Source organism: Clostridium aciditolerans (genome assembly GCF_016316925.1).
In the GTDB taxonomy this organism is placed as follows: Bacteria; Bacillota; Clostridia; order Clostridiales; family Clostridiaceae; genus Clostridium_AM; species Clostridium_AM aciditolerans.
The window spans coordinates 12,216-33,448 of sequence record NZ_JAEEGB010000048.1; the positions used below are offsets into that span (position 1 = coordinate 12,216).

Genomic DNA, 21,233 nt, shown 5'->3' on the forward strand with positions numbered 1-21,233 from the left:
CTTATTATTAACCTCAATTAATAATCTAATAACCTCAAGAGGGGGGCTAGTTTTCCAATTTTCTATCAATAAAAAGCATTTACATATTATATATAGGTGCTTTAGTGATGTAGTTATTGCTAAAAATAAATTTAAAAAGGAATGGCTATAAGAAAAAATAAAATATAAGAAATTGTAAGACGTACTTAAATGTTACGTCTTTTTATTTATGCAAAAAATTAAATTTTAAGTAAAAAGGAGAGAAATTATGATAAAAAGTAGTGAGATTTTTAGTTTCGCAGGAGAAACTAGCGATAAATATAATATTGTAAATATCAATATTAATGAAGGGATGCTTCAAGACCCATTTTATAGTAACAGGAACTTTAATAAAGCAAGAATCAAAGGACGAAATTCTAGTTATTTTCAAAATATACAGAATGACCCCAAAGTTTTTGAATTACAACTTGCATTTGATGATTCTATAAAAGTAACTAATTCTATGTTAAGAGCTGTACAAAATTGGTTATGCAAAAATGACGGTTTCCATCCTCTTTACTTTTTAGAGGATTGTGAACCAACATCGGACGGATACGATTTTGATATAACCAAGCCCAAAAGAATTTACATGGCAGTAGCTATAGGTAGTTCTAATTTTAATCATTTTGGATTAGGTGGAGGATATTTCAATGTTACATTTGAAACAGACTCAGATGTTTGCTATTCGTTAGAACGAGGAAATTATGATTATAATGTAGGAGAGGCTGTGAATACTGATGATGAACAATTGGATTCGTCCAAGGTTTATTTCTTTAATCATGGTGATTTTGTAATTAAACCACAAATAAAAATACAAGTTGCACATGTTTCGGGGACAGATGTCAACAATCAAGGAATAAGAATAACAGGAGAGGCAATTGATGATTTATCGCTCGGTGGAAATTCTGAGCCAAATGATGGTTTTGAGAGAAGTTATCCTATTCCGACTACAGACTACTCAAAGTTTCCGGCATTTTGTTTTAGCGAAGGTAAATCCGCTTCTGGATTCTTTCAATTATTAGGGACTGTATTTTATGGGGAGAAAATGGTTCTTGGAAATAATACATATGAATTCGATTTGGGGTATGGAAAGTGTTACAACAAATTAGAATCAAATATTTTAGTTCCAGTAACAGCTAAGAAAGCAAATAATACCCTTGTTTTTAACGAAAATAGTTGGGTTGAAGATGGCTCAACAGTTACAATTGGCGACCAATGTTTTGAATATGATTATAATGATTTGGTTAGTTCGCAAGCTATAAAGGTCGATATATCCAATTATGTTGGCAGAGCTACAGGCAGATTACACCTAAGTAGTAATTTATTACCAAATCAAAAATTTAAGGTTGGCGACATCACATATACCATGATAGGTGGAACGAATGAACTTATTGTAAAAATGAGCGACCATTTATTGACAGATGGAAGTGAAATAAATTACTTGGTAAATACAGACCGAAATACTTTGGTTAGTGATAATGTAAATATTAGCACAAAACATACAAGAAATATTTCTCAATGTCTACTTAGAAATATCACTAAAAATTCCAGTGATTTAGGCATTAGAAAGATGAAATATCTCGATAAAAATTTTGTAATGTGCCTGTGGGATAGTGAAAGTGGAGAAGATTATCAAAATGAGATAGATAATGTTCCCATAAATGGAAGATTGGTTCTAACATTTGACAACCAAGTAAATGAATCTACAATAAACAATGATACAATTCAATGTAGAAATATAGAAGGTAATCAAATACAATTGACTTTTGATATATCAAAGGACAAAAAAATTATTGGAGTAACACCTAAAACCGCTTATAATTCGGATGCAGATTATTATTTATATGTATCTAAAGGCGTTAAGGATATAAAAGGCAATAGTTTTTCTCAAGTAAGAAAAATTAAATTCCATACTAAGAAAGATGGAGATTCTACTGCTTCAGATAGCTATAATAATGTAAGTGCTGTTAAAGTATTCTCTATATATAGTTCTAAGAAGATAGATAGCTCCACTGTTACAGATAGTAATGTCTATGTAACAAAGAGTGGGAGTGGCACACATGAAGAAGTTAATGTAAAAATATTAGATATGGGAAAATCCTTTAGTGTCAGCCCAAGAGCAAAATATGAATATGGTCAGAGTTATACTTTACATGTTACCACAGGAGTTAAGGATGTTGACGGAAATAGTATCTTATCTGCTGAGAAGAAAATAGACTTCACAGTACAAGCTCAAACCAATGAAACAGTCGTAACAGATGATTTCGAGATAATAACTAATGCTTTTGTTGATAAGTCTATAAGTATACCATTTACTAATAGATTAAGTGAGGACTATTTAAACACCAATACTGTAGTGTTAGAGAAGGAAAATGGAGATAGAGTTCCAATTTATGTTGAAAGAAGTTTAAGTACACCAAATATACTATTAGTAACACCTCAAGGAGACTTAAGCTATAACACAATTTATTATTTATATGTGAGCGGAGCCGTTAGTTATTATGATAATAGCAATATAGAAAATCCTAGAAAATTTAAAGTGATAACAATGACTGAGGATTATGCAAAAAATTACAATGCTCCAATAACTAATGTTCAAATGGGCGTTCCAGAAACTGGTAATTTGAATCAATTACATACCGATTATACTTTAGTAAATACCGATAAAATTATTACTTATGACTTTGATAAAACCTTGGATGCCACAACTATAAATAACACAAATATTTATATATTAGATAAGAATAGTAATAAATATATAGACTATACAGCACAGGTTGGTTTGGCAGGTGAAGGTATTAAAATATCACCTAATACAGTTTGGGAACCAGATTCTTCATATAGTATTTATATAACTCCTAATGTTAAAATAACTGATAAACCAAGAGTTTTTGTGGCATATGCTGACCCGGATTCGGGTGGAAATCTTGGCGATTATGATAATGCTTTGGACATTTTTGGGAAGTTAGGATTTGAAGTAATAAAGACAAATGATAAAGATAATAATCCTTATACAGTACAAGGTAATGCTATAGTTGATAAAAACGGGAATATAGTGCAGTTTAAAAGTACTGATATTATCATTGGAGATGATACAAGTTATAAATCTTCTGATTTTGATTCTAACAAAAATATAAAGAATGGTACTGTTGTAGTTACTATTCCACGTAGTGTCATGACTTATGAAGCAAAAAGAATTTATGGGAAAGATAGGATTAAAACAAAAGAATATATGCAAAAATGGGCGGATACCATTAAAAATGATGCATGGATAACACAACAATTGTATACAGAAGATACAAAAATATTAACATTTACAACTAAATTAAATAATGAAAAGATATCTATAGATTTAGATGGCTCAATCTCATTAGACGATAATACTTTATTAATTACTGAGATACCTAAAAAAATAGTAGGGCAAACTGCCGGAGATACTATAAACTTATACGAAGATAGAAATGACAAAATGGACTTTGTGATTGATAGCAATATGGTTATCCCTAATAAAATACCACAAGGAGCTAAAGCATATGCGGGTCGTGCAAGTGATGGAGAAACTAATCCAAATAAAGATGACTATAATAATGCAGTGGAAGTTTTAACTAAAGTAGGATATTTAAAAGAAAATATAATTGATACAACAACTATGAAATATGAGGATAAAACAAAAATTGTATTTCATGAAGGGGACTTAGTAATAGGTGGAGAGCTTGCCGGAAGCACATCGAAGGATTTTGATGAGAATGGTAATTTAAAAACAACTTCTCCTCAAGCTGATGACCCAAATGATACAAGATTAGAAAGAATATCTGGCATTCCAAGGGGGATTAGCATATATCCGGCTAGAAGACTACAAGGTTCTGGAGATGACTGTACAAGAACTGGCACTAAAAAAGCAATGGACGATTGGGTGAACCTCATTAAAAACGCCAATGATGGAAAAACATTAGAAAGTGGATATATAACTAATGGCGTATTAAATGGGGTTGCAGTAAAATATAAGATTCCAAATGATGCATGTGTTTATTCGACAGGTTGCGACTTTTATAACGGATTGAAATATCTTGGAGATATGGGATACAAATTTGTAAATGTTGGGCTTATGAGTTTAGCAGAAAAAATGAGTCTACCTTTTAAAGAGGGCGATTTAGTACTAGGAGATGTAGGAGCTAGTGATACCGTTGCATCAAGTGGAGGAACTACATCTACAACTGTTACTGGTGTCCCTTCAATTAATATTGGGAAAGCGAAAAGACTTGGTGGAGCTGACCGTTATGAAACTGAGAAAATAATAAAAGCATTTGCAGAGTCATTAAAGCCAAAAGGTGTTGAAGCAGGGGACATAGTAAAACTAAAAATTACTATAGATAGTGCTGATAATGATGGCATAATAAAAACAGATAGCCAAAATGGATATGAAGGTTCTCAAAGTAAAACTAGTTCTGGCATTAATGAAAACACAAGAGTTGAGTATCATAGAGTAAAAGCAGTTAAACAGTTAGCTAGAAATAGAATGTTCATTGAATTTGAAGAAGATATTAGGACTTTACATTATATAAAAGAGATTGAAATCACTGATTTATATAAATTGTATGAGACTAGGATTGCTGAAAATTATCTTTTTACAGCCCCATATCAAATTCTTATAGGTGATACAAAAACTATTACAATGTTAGATATAGTAAAAGCTATAAATAACACTGGTACTACAGGTGTAGAGTATAGTCTATACACATTCAAGCATTCTGTCGTTTTGGCTCAAATAGCTTCTGACGATGAAATAGAGCTTGATGCTATTGAATATGGAAGTAAAGGCAATATTCCAGTAAGTTTGGTGGATAAATTAGACCCTAAGAATAGGTTCTTAACTCCTTCACTTGAAGGTGGTAAAGATTGTACACAGGATAATGCAATAGTTGTACTGGCAAAATCTATAGAAAAACAAAACGATAAGAAGGAGCGATATAACAAAGACCAATATACTGTAAGTTATGATAGTACGAGTTTAACAATTACACATAAAATGTGTGGTGAAAAGTATAATGATATTATCTGTTTAGCTAATGTAGCTCAACAGATACAAAGTCCATATCTAATCACTAATACTGGAACTAATGTAGACAATGGTAGTTTAATTAATCTCAAAGATTTTTTAATTAGACAAAAGCAAGTGGCTAAGTGGCAAAACTTCACATTAATAGATGGAGAAGACCCAACAATTGAAGAGTGTATAAGAGCTTTAATGAGAAAAATAAAAGAAAAACAATCTACTGAAATAGTAGTAACTTATTTTAAGAAAGACGATGGAAGTGATGATAAAACTGGATTCAACATTGAATATGCTGAGATAGGTGAGATTGGGAATATACCACTTAATACTACATGTGTAAATGGTAGACTATCTGGAAAGAAGCTCAAAGGTGGATTAGATGGCTTACAAGTTGGAGAAGTAATACTAATGGACGGAGAGAGCCAAACTATAGTAAGTAGTACAGGTAAAGATAGATATAAGAATTTCACTGGTGGGTGGTTGAGTGTTCCACTTAGTGGAGTGATGTTGAAAATTAGACGAGGAAATTTTACAATAACGTTTGCCTATAGGGAAAAATATTACATATAAAGCAAATTACTAGAAGTAGTACATTTATATTCTTGATGGATGTACTACTTTTTTTATAAAAAAATAATGAATTTATAAGGAGAGAGAAGAAGATATGAATAAGAAGATTATAATAACTATAGAGAATGATGAGTTAAGGGAAAAGTTAATAAATGTATTTAGCATTTTTAACGGAATAATCTATGAGAAGCATATAGAGTGTGGATTAAATTATGAAGGGAAGGAATATAGAGCCACATTTTATGAAGATGATAACTTTCAAGGATTTTTAGCATATGAAAATAAGTTGAATAACCAAAAGGATGAAAGTAAGGTAATTGAAAAGATAGAAGCGTTAAAGTACTTTTATAATAAATTATGTGAAAATGTAAATATAAAAGAAATTATTATTGAAAATGATAAATTAGAAAAAATATATTTGTTTTTAGAGGATATTTTAAGGAATGACATAGCGGTAAAAGTTCTTACGGGATATAATACATCATTGGAATGTTTCTTGGACAGATTCTTTTTTGTACAAAATGATAAAAATAGATTAAATAGAAAAATATTTGTAAGTAATATACATGCCTTAAGTATATTATATAATAATATTGCAGATGCGAAGGGAATTCATAGAGAACTTAGAAAAAAGATAGTTTGGGATAACATTACATAAATTTGATATAGAAAAAGAATACAATACCTAAATAGAGTCAATAATGTAGATGGAGAATGTTTTTAAATGGTTCATGGGCATATATTTTAATGTATAAGTTAGTTCGTTACATAACTTATATGTTATCCCCCTTTCTTTTGATTGAAAAAAGTTTTAAGAAAAAAATAAGTTAGTTGCGACCTAGCTTATTTTTTTGTTCTAAAATTGGCAAAATGATATTTTCAATCAAGGATATAACTAAATATAAAAAATAAATTAACAGAATATCTATAAAATGTTAAAGGATTATTTACCATAAATTCATTTTTTGATATACTTGTATAAGTAATTGGTATAATGCAATAGAGAAAGGCAAGTGGATACTATGGCTAAGAATAAAATGCTAAAAATATTAGGTGCAGTTACTGTTACGGTGTTACTATTCTTTGGTTCTGCATTTGGAACTTCTAAAATTGTAGAGGTTAAAAAATTTAATGATTTAGTTAATTCTGCTAATCAAAAATTTAATACAGGTAATTATGATGAAGCTATAACATTATACAATGAAGCTTTACAAATAAAAAGTGACAACGATGTCATAAAGAATATCAGTATAGCACAAAATTATAAGCAATATCAAAATGCATATAATGAAGGTTTAAAGCTAATAACAGAAAAGAAATATTCAGAAGCGATACAAAAACTAAGTACAATTAATCAAATGGCAGGACAAGTATATACTAATGCACAAAGCAAAATAGAAGAATGTAAAAAGAATATTATTAGTGAAGATATTAAAGCTACTAATACCGCTATATCTAATAAAGATTATGATAGTGCTAATAAATATGTTGAAGATATTTTAAAGTTGGATGCGAATAACAATGATGCTAAACAATTAAAAACTGCAATTGTCCAAGCTCAACAAAAAGATAAAGAGGAAGCTGAACAAGAAAATACTAAGTCTGTAGCAGTTGATTCACAAGAAACAAACAATAATCAAAAGGTTTCTAAGAGTAGTGAACAATCACAAAATAAACAAAGCGAATTAGACAGTATAAATAGTGAGTTAAGTAAGTGCAACCAGTATATAGCTACTTTAGACAAGGGAAGTCAAAAATATAGAGATGCTTTACATTATAAAGCTACTTTATTAAATAAAAAATTAGATATATTAAAATCTCAATAATATAAAAATAAAGGGAATAAGAAAAAATGAATAGGTTTATAGTTTCTAAAAGAGGAGATAATACAAATAGAAAAACCATTGAGGTTTTTGTAAATATGTTTTTAAGTATTTAGTAATGGATGTTTGTGGAAAGCATCCTTTTGTTTTTATCATTTAGAAATCAAAGTTAAAAAGTAATGGGTGTTGATAATGAGAGTATCAAAAATAGGTAAATTAATAGTACAAAACAACTCATCTATAGTTTCAGATAAAGAATTAAATGAATGTGTAAAACTTCTTCCGTTAGAATATAGAAAGATTAAAGCAAAGTTATTTATTCACAAAGATTTTAAAGGATATTTTTATTTGTGTATAAAAACTATGAGATTGCTGGATTTGATTGGTACAATAGCAGGAAAAGTATTGGAAAAAATAAAAAGAGATGTTGTAACGGAAGCTTTTTATAAACGAGGTAAAAATGAAATCCATATTTTTGAAGATAAAATACGAGAATTTCTTTTATTTAAGAAAAAAGCTTTTGCTGAATTGGATGAGTGGCAATATGTAGATGAGAGCTTATGGAATAAATATGAAAATATGTGGGTTAAATATATAATCGTGTATGATTTAATTCACGAACTGAACCATGCTATTCAATTCAGCAAAAATATGTTTACTGTAACCTTTAAGGATATACTAAAAAAATGGGATGATAAAAAATATGAAATTGATGCTGTAAGAAGAAGCGAAGGTATTTATAAAAAACTAGACAGAGATTTTATTAAAATATTAAAATCTGAAGGCATACATGTTTATCATAAGTATGAAGAAGAATTATATATAGGATTTAAATACAATATAACATATAAAAGTACTAGCTAATATTTTTATATGTTATATTACGCTGTTAAGGTTTAAAATATACAAATATTTTTACAATAGTTAAACTAATTAGCAAATCATACATTAAATGTTAAAGTATTGTTTAACACTTATTTCTTATTTGATATAATTATATAGACAACTTCAAATCATTTGTAGAAAAAGAGGAAGTAAGAGATGAAAAAAGTAATGATTTTTTTTGGAGCGGTATTGCTTATAGTAGCATCTATTGGTTCTGGTATTTTATTAGCAAAGTCAAAAAATGATAAACAAAATAAAGAAGGTTCAATTAATACATATGAAGGAGCTAAACATAGCAACATAATACAAGTAGATATAAGTGAAGAACCAATTGCTAATAATAATAAAGTGAAATTTAAGGTTAAAACTAATTTACCAGAGAATACAGAGTTAATGGCTACACTATCAGATTTCTATGAATATAATGCACAAGATAAATTTTCAGTAATTAATGGACAAGCAGAGACTGCTGAGTTTTCAGATAAAAACAAAGGACTCAAAAAGGGAATTTATAGGATAGAAATAGATTGCCCAGTTGCAAATGTTCAACCACAATCTGTCCAAGATATAATAGGAAAAGATGGAGCGAATCTAAAAGGAAAATATGTTGTAGAAGATGCATCAATTGGTAGAACGCTTCATTTTGAAAATGTTATAGAAGTACTAGAAGATGGGTCAGTAATAAATTTTGATGAAAATCAATCAAAAGGTGAATCATTAGTGCAATCAATAAGAGTTAAAAATAAAGAAGATATAGATAGATATATTAAGGAAGGTGCAGATGTTAATTTTTTAAGTAAATATATTAGAGTAACACCTCTTATGATGGCGTGTTTAGTTGAAGATGAAAGCTTAATAAATAAGCTTTTAGATGCTGGTGCAGATATAAATAAAAGAAATGATTTGGGGGCAACTGCAATTTTCTATTGTGGTCAGAAACAGAAGATTTTAAACCTTTTAAAATCAAGAGGTGCTGATATGAATGTAAAGAACAATGATGGAGGTACATATAGAAATAGTGTCAAGTTTTCAGATACCGATGAAACTTCCTATACTAATAATGTAAATACAACAAATACTTCTGCTAAAATTAATAGTACAGGTGTTACAAAAACAAATGATGATGTTAATGCCACAAGTCCTGCAAATGACCAAGGTACATCAAGAAAAGTAACTGAAGAGGAAGCAACTAAAATAATACAAAATAAATATGGTTCAAAATTTTATATCTATAAAGATACAACGTATGGAAACATGTCACTTTTACAAGATAAATATTATTTTTTTATGTGTGACGATTTTGGAGATGACGCAATACCTTGTGTAGATAGACAAACTGGAAAGAGATATAAATTATATAGTAATGGACAGTATCGTTTAGATAAATAAATAAGCTTTAATATTCTTTAATATTCTTATAGTATTACCCATGATGTTATAATGTCCTCATTTTATCTAGAAGCCCTAATTAAGGGCTTCTTTAAGTGTATTAGTTTATTTGGTCTTAGAATTTATATCTTATTACATATAAATTCAAGTGGTATATCATTGTTAGAGTAGTAGGCGAGAGGTAGATAAAACTTCTATTTTATCTTTAGTGAAGACGTGTATTACAAGTACATAAACCAACTATAGGTTTCTTAACCCTAAAGGTAGCTTATTACTTTATTAAAAAGCTTCTATACCAACGTCTCTAGCCAAGGAATAAGTCAGCTTTTAGGTATATTTATTAATAAGGGTTCCAGTATTTATATACTATTTTAATTTAAATAATAGCGTAGTTGCATTACATTATAGATTGTTCCATAATAAGTGGAAGATAGTTCGTTTTAAAACAATAGAGAGCACGTTTTTATGCTATCTTTAATTTTTTATTTTAATAAGTAATGGTTTAATAAGAAGTTTCATTTTAACAAAAACCTTTATCATTTTATGTAATAGTCCCTTTATTATATCAATAGATAAGTATAATCCTACAAATATAATTACAGTAATCCACAGCGTTAGAGAGTATTTTGCTAAGCTAGTCTTTAAATATTTGTCCAAAGATTGAGTCATAGTTTCAATAGCATTTAACCCGAATACTATTGGAAAAAGCATTGCTATTGTGGCAACTAAAAAATTATTTCTATTTCTTTTATTAGACTCTACCATCTCTGATATCTCTTTATAATTTTTTAGATTTTCTTCTAGGAACTTTATAGGTAAGTAGTCTGTTAAGTTGCTTTCAAGAAACTCTTGAAGTCTTGTAACAGAACCATACCCATCATTTCTTAAATGAAATAAGTAATTATTTATTTTTATAATATCATAATACTTCTTCCTTAAGTTGCGTGCAGAATATCTTTCATTAAATTTATCATAACTAATTAAATTGTAGTAACTTTTTTTTATTAATATCATCTCTATAGAAGGAAGTAAATAAATTATTGCAGATTCATATTTTCCTTGATTATTAAACCACTGTTTTATTAAATCATTACTAGGCTGAAGTTTATTATACAAAACTACACTTCTAGGATTAGTAGATACAAAAAGACTAGAAAAGTTAGAAATAAGATATCTACCTTTATGTAAATTTTTATATGTATCCTTTTCTCTTTCATTTATATATCCAAATGGACCATTCAAAATCCAGAATATATTCCTGCTTAATTCAATATTCATACCATCAAATGTTTCAGGTATCCCATCATAATCTACTAAAGTATAATTTTTGAAAGAAGAAACATTGAACTTTGGATAATTTTTAAAAAATCCTAATATGTGGTTATTATATCTAGTTAGAGCTGTTTCTAAGGTATATTCTTCTTTGCTATAATCATATGCTGAAGTGTTACTTAACATATATTGAGGAATATAACATTTAAATTCTATTTTATTATTAAGGTTATTACTTATATATTTAAACTCTAGATTGTCTAGTGGAATTGTATATTGAACTATTAAGTTTCCACTTGAATAAGCACTTATTTTTACATTTATTAAATAGTCTTTATTATTATACTTAAGCTTAATTGGTTGGAGTAGAAAGGATGTCATAAATAAATCAAGCTGTTTACCTAGATATATTGAATTGCATTGTAATGTTCTGCATAATAATTGTAAGTTTTCATTTATAAACAATGTATAATCACTTTCTACATCTATTTTAAGTACAGTTTTAAAGTTATTATCCTCATATTTCATATTATTGGAGATGTTCAGATTTATCTCTCCTGTGCTTGTAGCGGCAAGTTCGGGATGACCTTTTTTAAACTCGAAGTTTAAGTCATTCATAACTTTACTTTTAGAAATATTATTTTCTTTAGCTAAGAACTCTTTAAAATCGTCCTTTATAGTTATTTCTCTTTTAATATAATCATTTTTTGTAATAATACATTTCAATTTAGCAAATTTATTAATCAAATTGTTTAAGCTGCCATCATTAAATGGCTTGAAACAATAAAATTCATCTTTATATCCGCAATTTATTTTATTACCTTTATCCATAGTAACCCTCCATCAAATTGATTTATAACACAGTTTGACCATATTATAAAATAATATAATATCGATGACATGAATTGGAATATAGTGCACAATTAATTATAGTTTCAACCTATCTTATGTAAGATTATAACACATTATCGTCCATATATTTTACATAAAATATAGTTTCCATTTTTGAAAACACTCTATTATTTAAGTACGAAAGAGTACCCTTCGTACTTATTATTTGCAATAGTTAAGTGGAATTTTTTATATTGTGATTAAGTAATGATTAAAAGTTAAATAAAATCGAAATTTTATAATTAAATTTTTCCTCAAAATATTACTTGTAAATACAGTTGGTATAGGGGATTTATGGTGAATACATGTTTTACTACATTTGGAATGTTTATCTTAAATGGCTTAATTAAACAAAGTTTGAAAGAATTATTAAAATTATGTAAAATTATAATGTAATTTAATTTAGATTGCGTTTTGGGGGATGTATATGGAGTATTTAATTAAGTTAAAAAAAGATATAGTATTTATTATATCTTTATTTGAATCATGGATAAGTTATTATCACAAAAAAAGAATTATAAAATATGTAGCATTAGCTAATATGCTTTTTATAATTCTTTTAGATTTAATAGTAATGATAGCAACATATTCAATTTTATACATAACAAACAAACAACTATTTATGTCAAAACTACAATTATTTATGTTTTATATGACTGTATTATTTGCAATAACATTTCAAAACATCTTTGATGCTGATTTCAATATTGCATCAAAGATAAAAGTGTTACTATTTTCGGTTTTTGAAGGATTAACTATAAAACAAGTATTCACAAATATTGGAACATATTGTGGAATCAGTTTTGGACTTTTTATATGGCTATATATTTCAATACATAACTATATAAAAGCTTTTAATATAAATAAAATTAGTAAAGAAAGTATGTTACAGTTAATTGTTATAATAGTACTAATATTAACTTTTATTATATATGTATATGGGATTAACAATTCGGATACTAAAAACAAAAGGAAATTGGTGTTATATGGAATATCAGCACTAGTGACTTTTATAAGTACTATTAATAACATTACAGAAATACTAGATTTTAAATTTGTAGGTTCAATAATAGGGGTAATCTTGTCAATTGATAGATTCGCTAATGCTTATGGCGCTCTAATGAAGAATTATTATGAAAAAAATAGATGCTTGAATGAAACTATGAAGGAACTTTGTGAGGAAAAGAATTTAACATTTGAAAATATTGATTCATTTATTAAAAATCGTTTTAGTAAGTTTATTAAGTCAATCAAAGATTTATATTATATATTTAAATCTTTGGAGAATAAGAAAAAGTTTAAAGTAATTCTATACATTATATTTTCACCTGTTATTGTAATTGTATTGATAGGAATTGGAGCGAATATAGCAATCTTTGGAATGAATTTTATAGAAAAATTTTTTCATTACATGTTCTATAAGCTGAATTATGCTACTTATGGAGTAGAAGGAGTGTTATGGGGAATACTTAGAGCCATATTAAAATTAGTAGGAATAGTTTTATATATTATTGTTCTTGTAATTTGTATTCTATATATTTTAGATACAATTTTAAATATAAGAAACAAGTTAAAAAATAAAAAGAAATTTAAGGAGCTACAGAAAAAAATTGAGATATTGATTGTTAGTATTTTTATATTTGATTTTATAATGATTATTCCATTTTCAATTTTCGATATTAGAAATAATAATGTTATATCATACGTTTTTAAAGCAATAATGTATATAGATTTATGCATTCTTATGTTATATATAATAAGTATTATAATAAACTGGATTATTAATGTAATATATAATGTTATTAATAAAATAAAAAAGAAATTAAAACAGTATAAAAAAGATAAATAGTTTTAGGTGATTAATGGGCAGATTTCATTTGAAAATTATATCCCTTATTACTGATATGGTGAACTATATTATAAATTTTGTAGTTGATTTAAAGTTAATAAATATCAGTTTTATATTAATTACATTAACGTATGGCTATTTTAGATGAAAGTACATATAACTATTAACTAAAGAAATGTTAATATAGTGAATTTGGAGGTAAAAATGAATAGTTTTCTAAAAGATTTATTTTCGTATGTTGGAAGTACAAGCCTAGCAGGCTTATTGATTGTGATTCTAAATAAATATGTGAATGAGAAACTAAAAGGTGAGATAAATAAAGATATTGAAAAATTTAAGGGCTCAATAAATAAGGATAATGAAAAATTTAAAGGTGAGATAAATAAGGATAATGAAAAATTTAAAGGTGAGATAAATAAGGATATAGAAGAATTTAAAATTAAGGAAGCCAGAGCTAATTTGATTAGTTCTAGATATGTTGATGTTGTAACTAGCGAAAGGATTTTATGGCTAGAAAAGATAAGAGAGGATATCTCTAAAATAGTCGGATTAACAAGACTAATTTTTTCTCATGATGAAATAATGACTAATTATTTTAATGCAACACTTTTACAAAGTTTTATGAAAGATAAATCGAATAATGATAACAGTAATATTTATTTTGAAGAATTTAAAAATAAGTTAGATGAAAAAAATCAAGGTATTTCTGAATTGCTGCAAGTTATTACAAAACTAAAATTAAGGCTAAATTACGACGAAGATAGTAATTTAATTAAATTACTGGGTAAAATTGAATGTGGAATTATTAGTAAAATTAATAAGGAAGAAATGATAAATTATTTAAATGAAGTTGTTAATATTTCGCATGTTATTTTAAAGAAGGAATGGAATAAAGTAAAAAAGGAAGTTATGGAGGGTAAGGAAGATAAAATACATTAATTAAAAATATTTTTAATTGATGTAAGGAATAAAGCGAGTGAAGAGACAATTTCGAGTGCTATATTATATAAGGGAGATAATATTTTAGCAAGTTAATAGCCAATATAAAACTATAGAAAGGGGCACTAGAGTTGAAATTTGAATTAAACTTATTGGAAAATTCCTATGATTATATAAATAGTTCATTTGATTTATATGAAGTTGCAAATGAGTATGGGGTGCATGATAAAGAAAAAAGCTCATTTGAAAATAAAGTGAAATGGAAACTTGCCTTTGTAACTATGGTACAAGCCTTTGAATTACTGTTAAAAGAATCTCTTTTTAGAATTAACGAAAATTTAGTATATGATGATATTGATTGCGAGAAAGCAAATCAAAGGAAGACAGTGACTTTTCAACAGGCAATAAATAGGATAAATAATTTTAGCAATAATGTCATAGGGCTAGAAAATAAGGAATTTTTAATCAAATGCTCACATATTAGAAATAAATTTATCCATTATAAAGTTGATATTCAATCAGAGAAGATAAAATCGAAATACTGCACTTTATATACAATTTATAAAGAAATACATAACAAATTAATGGATGATGACATAAAGTTTTATAAAGATAATGGAAAATTAATAGAAGATAGAATTCTAGAATACAATAAAGATTGGGTAATTTTTAGAGGTGTAGAAGTAAGAAAAAATTATGTAAAAGGTCTGACGAAGGATATAGAAATTAATTCTAAATACAAGTATTATATCACTCAAAATGGTGAAAAGATAGAAAGAGTAAGATATGGTGATGAACTTAGTAGAATGAGTGAAGAATTTAAAAAACGTTACAACATTTCATCTTATACAAACTATGAAATTTGTGATGATTGTGGGGCGAAAATAGGTGAATTTCATTTAAATAACTGTGACATAGAAATATGTCCGATTTGTTTTGGACAGGCAATAACTTGTGAGTGCATTGCTAAGAATGAAAATGGAGACCTAATTGTGGCTACCGATTAGAATTTTTAGTAGATAAGAATACAGTGATAATTCTGCTTATTAATTTCGAGGCTCGTAAAACATGAGTTTTATATTGGTGCTGTATAGAAAATAAATGTATAATCGATATGAAATGTTAGTACGGAATAGTAGAAAATGTTTACGCTTTTATTTCCCCAATTATGTAATTATGTTGGGATTCGAATAATAAAGAATAACATCAAGTTTTTATACAAAGGAGTAACGAGAAATTATGATATGGGATGATGGAAGTCAGATTATATATAGACAAGCTACAAAAGATTTAAAAATAACATTACCTAAAAACGGAAAATTATCTGATATAAAATTGGGTATAGTAAAGGAATTAAGAAAAAAATCAAACAAAGAATTACTTGATGAGAAGTCTGAATTGGAAGTAGAAATTTTAAGAACTGAACTTTACAATATTGATACCTTTATGTCAATTAGATTTGCATTCTATGCTATAGTTATAGCACTAATATTGGTGATAAAAGAGATAAATATTAATAACTACATTGGATTAATATTTTCTATAATGGCTTTTATGTTGATTACTTTTAGATGTACTTCTGACAACCAAAAGAATCGACTATTATATTATAAATTTAAGCTAAAGTGTATAGAAGAATTGCTGAATATCAATATAAAATCAAAATCCTAGCGGGGAGAGTATAAGTGATAAATATAATAAATGAAATAGTTAGCAGTATTCCAGTATTTTTAGGTAAGTTTATTGGATGCGTTTATGTTAGGGTATATAGTATATAAGTTTACCAGTGATAAAAAAGAACCTAATTGTAAGAATAAAGAAGATAAGCAAGTCAATAATTTAGAGTTAAACTCTATGAAAGTAAATGAGAAAGCAAAAGAAGAGGTAACGGTACCTCTAAAGAAAATAGTATAGGTGAGGAGAAAGGTTATTATTCAAAAGAAGGTAAATTTAATAGTAAGTATAAACATATAGCTTTTGCTGCTGTTGATATAGGCATTGGAATATTAAATTTTATTAAAAATAGAAAAGGTAAGTAAGCTACTATAGGTTTGCCTTAAATTTTGCCAAATGAGTAATTAGGGGGGAATAGGTATGTTATGTAATAAATTTGATGCTATACTTTTTGGAAATGGTATGACTATTAATTTAATACAGCAAATAAAGCCTTATGTGAAGAAAGAAAAATTATATTTATTTGATATAGATGAATTTTTAAAGAGATTTATGTCAAATAATATTTCACCAAGAGAAGAGAAAAGAATTTTTAAAATATTTTATGGTAAAAAGAGTCTTGATAACTTAAATAACTTTGAAAAACTAAAATATAAATTAAGTAGGTTCTATTCAAATAATAATTCAAACATAGAGAAAATTTTAGGTAGAGACATATTTGCAGGCGCAGATTATAATATAGGATTAATTAAGAGTTTGTTCCCAGCTTTATATAACATTTGGTTTGATGAGCTATACAATTATATTACATATTCAGGCTTGGATGAACATATAGAGTTTTTTTACAATTCGGTAAGTTCAATTTTATTAAATAACGATAACATATATACAACAAATTTTGATTACTTAGCAGATAGTTATATAAACATAAAGCACATTCATGGAAAATTCATAAAAAATTTATCTAAATATGCTGATATTTATTTGTGTCCAAAAAATGAACATGAATTTTATTTTAAATGTGTATGGGGATGGAATGGTATTGGAAAGTTAAGTACTATAGATGAACTGAGAAAGTTCAATAATATAAATAAATACTTTGATTTTAGCTTTTTTTATGAAAATGTTAAGATTGATAATTTGTTACTTTATGGGCTAGGATTTCAAAGAAGTGGATATATGACTGAAGAATTTCTTAGAAAATATCCTAAACGCAGGAAGGAACAGTTAGAAGGAACAATAGTAGATGAACATGTTATTATTAGAATAAAAGGACTCCAAAATCTTAAGCAATTGAAAAATGTATTTATATCATATTATTCAGAGGAAGAGAAGGAATATTTTCAACTTTTAGGTGAATACTATGGAATTAAAAATTTTCAGTTAATCCATGCTAATGAATTTAATTTTAGTATAGAAGGTTAGTTCAGAGAATATGACTATATTTTTTAGAAGTACTAATACAAAAGTACTACTTAAGCTATTTATTACATATGTTTGGAGTGATAATGTTGATTGATGTCATTAAAAATATTGGACAAAAATTTGACCTCTTATGTGAAAAAGGTAATGTAAAAGATATTCAAATAGCAATTGATGAAGCATTGAAAATGCTAAGAGATATGAAATTTGATACATATAATCAAGCAATATTAAATTATTATTTAGCTGTTGCCTATGGTGATATTATTAATTTAAGCTATAATAGAAAAATCGAAATAGGAATAAATGATAAGTTGTATGAAAAGGAGATAATTCATTACAGAAAAGCATTTTTGTTATTGGATAATTTAAACAATAAAGACGATGAATATAAGGCTATTTATGCTATGGTTTTAACTAATTTAGCTAATTCATTTAATTCAATAGGTAGATTTGTTGAAGCAATAGAATATTGGAATAAAGCTTTATCGATAATACCTAATTTTACCATGGCATTAGGGAACAAGGGTATATGTTTATATTATTACTCTAAAACTATATATGATAATGGACATAAGTATATATTTCTTTATGAATCTTATAGAAATATAAAAAAAGCATTGAATAGTAGAGTGTCCCAAGAGTCGTTTGAGGCATTTACTGAATATGCAAATACCATAAAGAGCTATTTTGATAATGATTTCTTAGAAAATAAATTAGAATTACGTAATTATGAACTTGGACAAACAGATGAAGAAATAAAATATAGGAAGTGGTGCTTAAATAGTAGACTTTTCTTAAATCCATTAAATGATATAATAAAGGAAAATTTAGTTGCCCATGATATTTTACACACACCCAATATGATTACTTCAATAGATACCAGTCCCAAATATCAAGGATTTTATAATCAGCTTAAGCAAGAATATGTTTCAGCAAGGTATATTTATTATGAATCCATAAATATACCTAGGCATCACTTTTCAGACAATGAAGTTTTAATGTTTAATACATTAGATTATCCTAAGTATGGTTTGAATTTAGAAAAGCTAAAATGTTCCTTTAGAATGTGTTATGCATTACTAGATAAAATAGCCTACTTTATTAATGATTATTTTAATATTGGAATAGAAGAAAGAGATGTAAATTATAGGTCTTTATGGTATTCAGAGAAAAAAGGAAAGAATGGTTATAAGTATAAGAATGATTTAAAAAAGATAATGATAGAAAGATACAATTGGTCTCTTCAAGGGTTATATTGGTTATATAAAGATTTTTATGATAATAAATCGGGTATTACTGAATTTTTATCACCAGATGCTAGAATTCTAGACGTTTTAAGAAATCATATGGAACATAAATATTTAAAAATACATGAAATGTATAATTATGAGAATATGACAGATGATTTGTTTAAAGATGAGCTTGCTTTTTCAATCTCGTATTTTGATTTAGAAAAGAAAACCTATAGGTTAATGAAAATAATAAGAGCTGCTTTAATATATTTATCATTATCAATAAATGAAGAAGAAAAGCATAAAGAAAAAGAAAGGGGCAAAGGCTTTAAAACATGTCCTGCATATTTAACTGAATATCTTGATGAATGGAAACTATAAGAGGCTATAGGTTTACAATTTTTGAAGGATTTATTACATTATAAGATTAGAAGTAGTATAATATTAACAAATAGCGACACTACTTCTAATTAGGAGTAAAATTAATTACATAATAATTTTACTTTCTTTGGTTATCAGTGTTACTAGTAGTAAAAAAAATTTCATTTTGAAAATCTTTATAATTATTTTTAAGGTTGAAAGTCACTCCTTCTTTCCGATTTAATAGTATACCAACTATACTAACAAGACTAATACATACAAATCCAGTAATACTAACAATACAAATATCCATGTTATAAATCTCCTTTCAATTTCTTTTGTGTATATTATAAAACCTAAATAAGCAAAACTCTGTTTGCACTTTTTTATCAAATCTAAGTTGTAATAAAAAACATGTACTGTTTTAGGATAGAAACAATGTTTGGAGAATATGTTAGTTTTATAAAAGTATAGAATTCAATGAGTTATTAATAAAATTTTAATAAGTTTTGTGTATAAAATATATACATATCTATATTTTTTAAAGATATATTTTATATACATTCTATAGTAATTATTATAAATCGAAAAAACCCAAAACCGATTTAAGTAGGTTTTTTATATATTACAATCCATTAAAAATACTATGAAAAATTTTTTTAATACTCACCCCATGAGAATTTATCGGTAAGAAATATTTTTTGAGTACTTTATTTTAGAGGATTTATTGATATTAATGTAATTATTATTTAAAGTAGAAGTACGCGGAAAATTAAAATTAAGAGAGAGTTATACTATATTATAGAGTATCATGTATAACTAAGAAGTTTAGGGGGAATTGTTTATGGGAAAACATTGGTTTTTTAATCAATTTAATGATTTTATGATGGCAAACGAATCTGTTTATAATGCTTGTAGTTCAATACAAGAAAATCCACCAACCTTAAATTTAGAGAATGATAATGGTGTGCCGAAATTAAAGATTGGGAAATACGAAGGATTTAAGCGTATAGTTTTGAATAACAGACATAGCTTTGAGTTGTTTTATAGTGGAGAAGAGGATAACAATCAGCCACATGGGAATGGTATGCTTGTATTAAAAATTAAAAGTATTGGAAATTACTGTGAAAGTCGTCATGTTTTAGCGCAAGGTGAATTTAATAAAGGAAATTTCGTGTTTGGTACCCTTTATATGGTTGAAAAATATGATAAAAAGTTGCAGTTAAAAGTTTATAAAGGAGAATTTTATAGTTTTAAAGATAATGGATTATGCAAGATGTTTATAGACGTTTCAAATAACTATTATGAATGCTTTTTACAGAGCGAAGGTGAATGGAAAGATGGTTGTCTTAATGGATTTGGAAGGTATTGGGATGCATTTCATAAGGATGTTAATAAACCATTACATGAAGGTGAATATAAAAATGGTGTTAGGAATGGCTTTGGTAGAAAATATGATTTTGATACAAAAAAATTAGTTTATGAGGGAATGTTTGCTTACGGAAATCCTACTTCATAAAGAATTTTTTTGTATATTTTACTAAAGACTTAATCAAGCAGGTCAGAAAATGGCTTGCTTTTTTGAATTGAGACTTATTGAAGGACAATTAATTTTGTACCTCGTTTTTGTATAAAATACTAAATAATATTCAAGTGTTTATAAGTAAATTACTATAATAAAATTATGGTAATTTAAAAATGTAAAATGAAAAGATATATTTTGAATATAAATTGAGTTATAATAATAATAGATTGTGTATGGAATAATTTATTTAATTTAATATGGTAATTCATTATTTAAGCTATTAATACAGTTGTCTTCTTATGAAGTTACGGAGTAAAAGGTATGGAGT

Annotated in this window: 15 protein-coding genes; 13 read left to right on the plus strand and 2 right to left on the minus strand. The window is 26.8% G+C overall.

The window, feature by feature from the left end; all coding sequences use genetic code 11:
* Nucleotides 1-247 precede the first annotated feature (247 nt).
* The 5 genes from I6U51_RS23310 to I6U51_RS23330 all read left to right on the plus strand — a co-directional run bounded on the left by I6U51_RS23310 (nucleotide 248) and on the right by I6U51_RS23330 (nucleotide 9,738).
* Nucleotides 248-5,641, plus strand: coding sequence for an Ig-like domain-containing domain (locus tag I6U51_RS23310; RefSeq protein WP_211144954.1), 5,394 nt, complete (start codon nucleotides 248-250; stop codon nucleotides 5,639-5,641).
* Nucleotides 5,642-5,735: 94 nt separating this feature from the next.
* Entirely contained in the window at nucleotides 5,736-6,299 is a 564-nt protein-coding gene (locus tag I6U51_RS23315; RefSeq protein WP_211144955.1) for a hypothetical protein, read from the plus strand.
* Between the two features lie 364 nt (nucleotides 6,300-6,663).
* A complete protein-coding gene (locus tag I6U51_RS23320) occupies nucleotides 6,664-7,467 on the plus strand; it encodes a tetratricopeptide repeat protein (protein WP_211144956.1) in 804 nt (267 codons plus the stop codon).
* A gap of 189 nt (nucleotides 7,468-7,656) precedes the next feature.
* A complete protein-coding gene (locus tag I6U51_RS23325) occupies nucleotides 7,657-8,328 on the plus strand; it encodes a hypothetical protein (RefSeq protein ID WP_211144957.1) in 672 nt (223 codons plus the stop codon).
* A gap of 177 nt (nucleotides 8,329-8,505) precedes the next feature.
* Nucleotides 8,506-9,738, plus strand: a complete 1,233-nt coding sequence (locus I6U51_RS23330) for an ankyrin repeat domain-containing protein (protein WP_211144958.1) — start codon at nucleotides 8,506-8,508, stop codon at nucleotides 9,736-9,738.
* A gap of 474 nt (nucleotides 9,739-10,212) precedes the next feature.
* Here the strand turns inward: I6U51_RS23330 and I6U51_RS23335 are convergent, their stop codons facing one another.
* On the minus strand, nucleotides 10,213-11,841 hold the full coding sequence (locus tag I6U51_RS23335) for a hypothetical protein (protein WP_211144959.1): 1,629 nt from the start codon (nucleotides 11,839-11,841) through the stop codon (nucleotides 10,213-10,215).
* 487 nt (nucleotides 11,842-12,328) lie between these two features.
* Here I6U51_RS23335 and I6U51_RS23340 point away from each other — a divergent pair, with 487 nt between their 5' ends.
* The 7 genes from I6U51_RS23340 to I6U51_RS23370 all read left to right on the plus strand — a co-directional run bounded on the left by I6U51_RS23340 (nucleotide 12,329) and on the right by I6U51_RS23370 (nucleotide 19,401).
* Nucleotides 12,329-13,750, plus strand: a complete 1,422-nt coding sequence (locus I6U51_RS23340; protein ID WP_211144960.1) for a hypothetical protein — start codon at nucleotides 12,329-12,331, stop codon at nucleotides 13,748-13,750.
* A 204-nt stretch (nucleotides 13,751-13,954) separates the two neighbouring features.
* On the plus strand, nucleotides 13,955-14,689 hold the full coding sequence (locus tag I6U51_RS23345) for a hypothetical protein (RefSeq protein WP_211144961.1): 735 nt from the start codon (nucleotides 13,955-13,957) through the stop codon (nucleotides 14,687-14,689).
* 131 nt (nucleotides 14,690-14,820) lie between these two features.
* On the plus strand, nucleotides 14,821-15,696 hold the full coding sequence (locus tag I6U51_RS23350; protein WP_211144962.1) for a hypothetical protein: 876 nt from the start codon (nucleotides 14,821-14,823) through the stop codon (nucleotides 15,694-15,696).
* Nucleotides 15,697-15,928: 232 nt separating this feature from the next.
* A complete protein-coding gene (locus tag I6U51_RS23355) occupies nucleotides 15,929-16,360 on the plus strand; it encodes a hypothetical protein (protein ID WP_211144963.1) in 432 nt (143 codons plus the stop codon).
* Nucleotides 16,361-16,444: 84 nt separating this feature from the next.
* The gene (locus tag I6U51_RS23360) at nucleotides 16,445-16,603 is read left to right on the plus strand and encodes a hypothetical protein (protein ID WP_211144964.1); all 159 of its coding nucleotides are present in this window, start codon (nucleotides 16,445-16,447) and stop codon (nucleotides 16,601-16,603) included.
* Between the two features lie 180 nt (nucleotides 16,604-16,783).
* On the plus strand, nucleotides 16,784-17,788 hold the full coding sequence (locus tag I6U51_RS23365; RefSeq protein WP_211144965.1) for a hypothetical protein: 1,005 nt from the start codon (nucleotides 16,784-16,786) through the stop codon (nucleotides 17,786-17,788).
* 86 nt (nucleotides 17,789-17,874) lie between these two features.
* On the plus strand, nucleotides 17,875-19,401 hold the full coding sequence (locus tag I6U51_RS23370; RefSeq protein WP_211144966.1) for an LA2681 family HEPN domain-containing protein: 1,527 nt from the start codon (nucleotides 17,875-17,877) through the stop codon (nucleotides 19,399-19,401).
* A gap of 118 nt (nucleotides 19,402-19,519) precedes the next feature.
* On the opposite strand, the gene I6U51_RS23375 is transcribed toward I6U51_RS23370, so the two are convergent.
* Nucleotides 19,520-19,693: a hypothetical protein gene (locus I6U51_RS23375; RefSeq protein WP_211144967.1), complete on the minus strand. Its 174-nt coding sequence runs from the start codon at nucleotides 19,691-19,693 to the stop codon at nucleotides 19,520-19,522.
* Between the two features lie 531 nt (nucleotides 19,694-20,224).
* On the opposite strand from I6U51_RS23375, the gene I6U51_RS23380 reads away from it, so the two are divergent.
* Nucleotides 20,225-20,899 (plus strand): MORN repeat-containing protein, encoded by a 675-nt coding sequence (locus tag I6U51_RS23380; protein ID WP_211144968.1) that lies wholly within the window; start codon nucleotides 20,225-20,227, stop codon nucleotides 20,897-20,899.
* The last annotated feature ends 334 nt before the right edge of the window (nucleotides 20,900-21,233 follow it).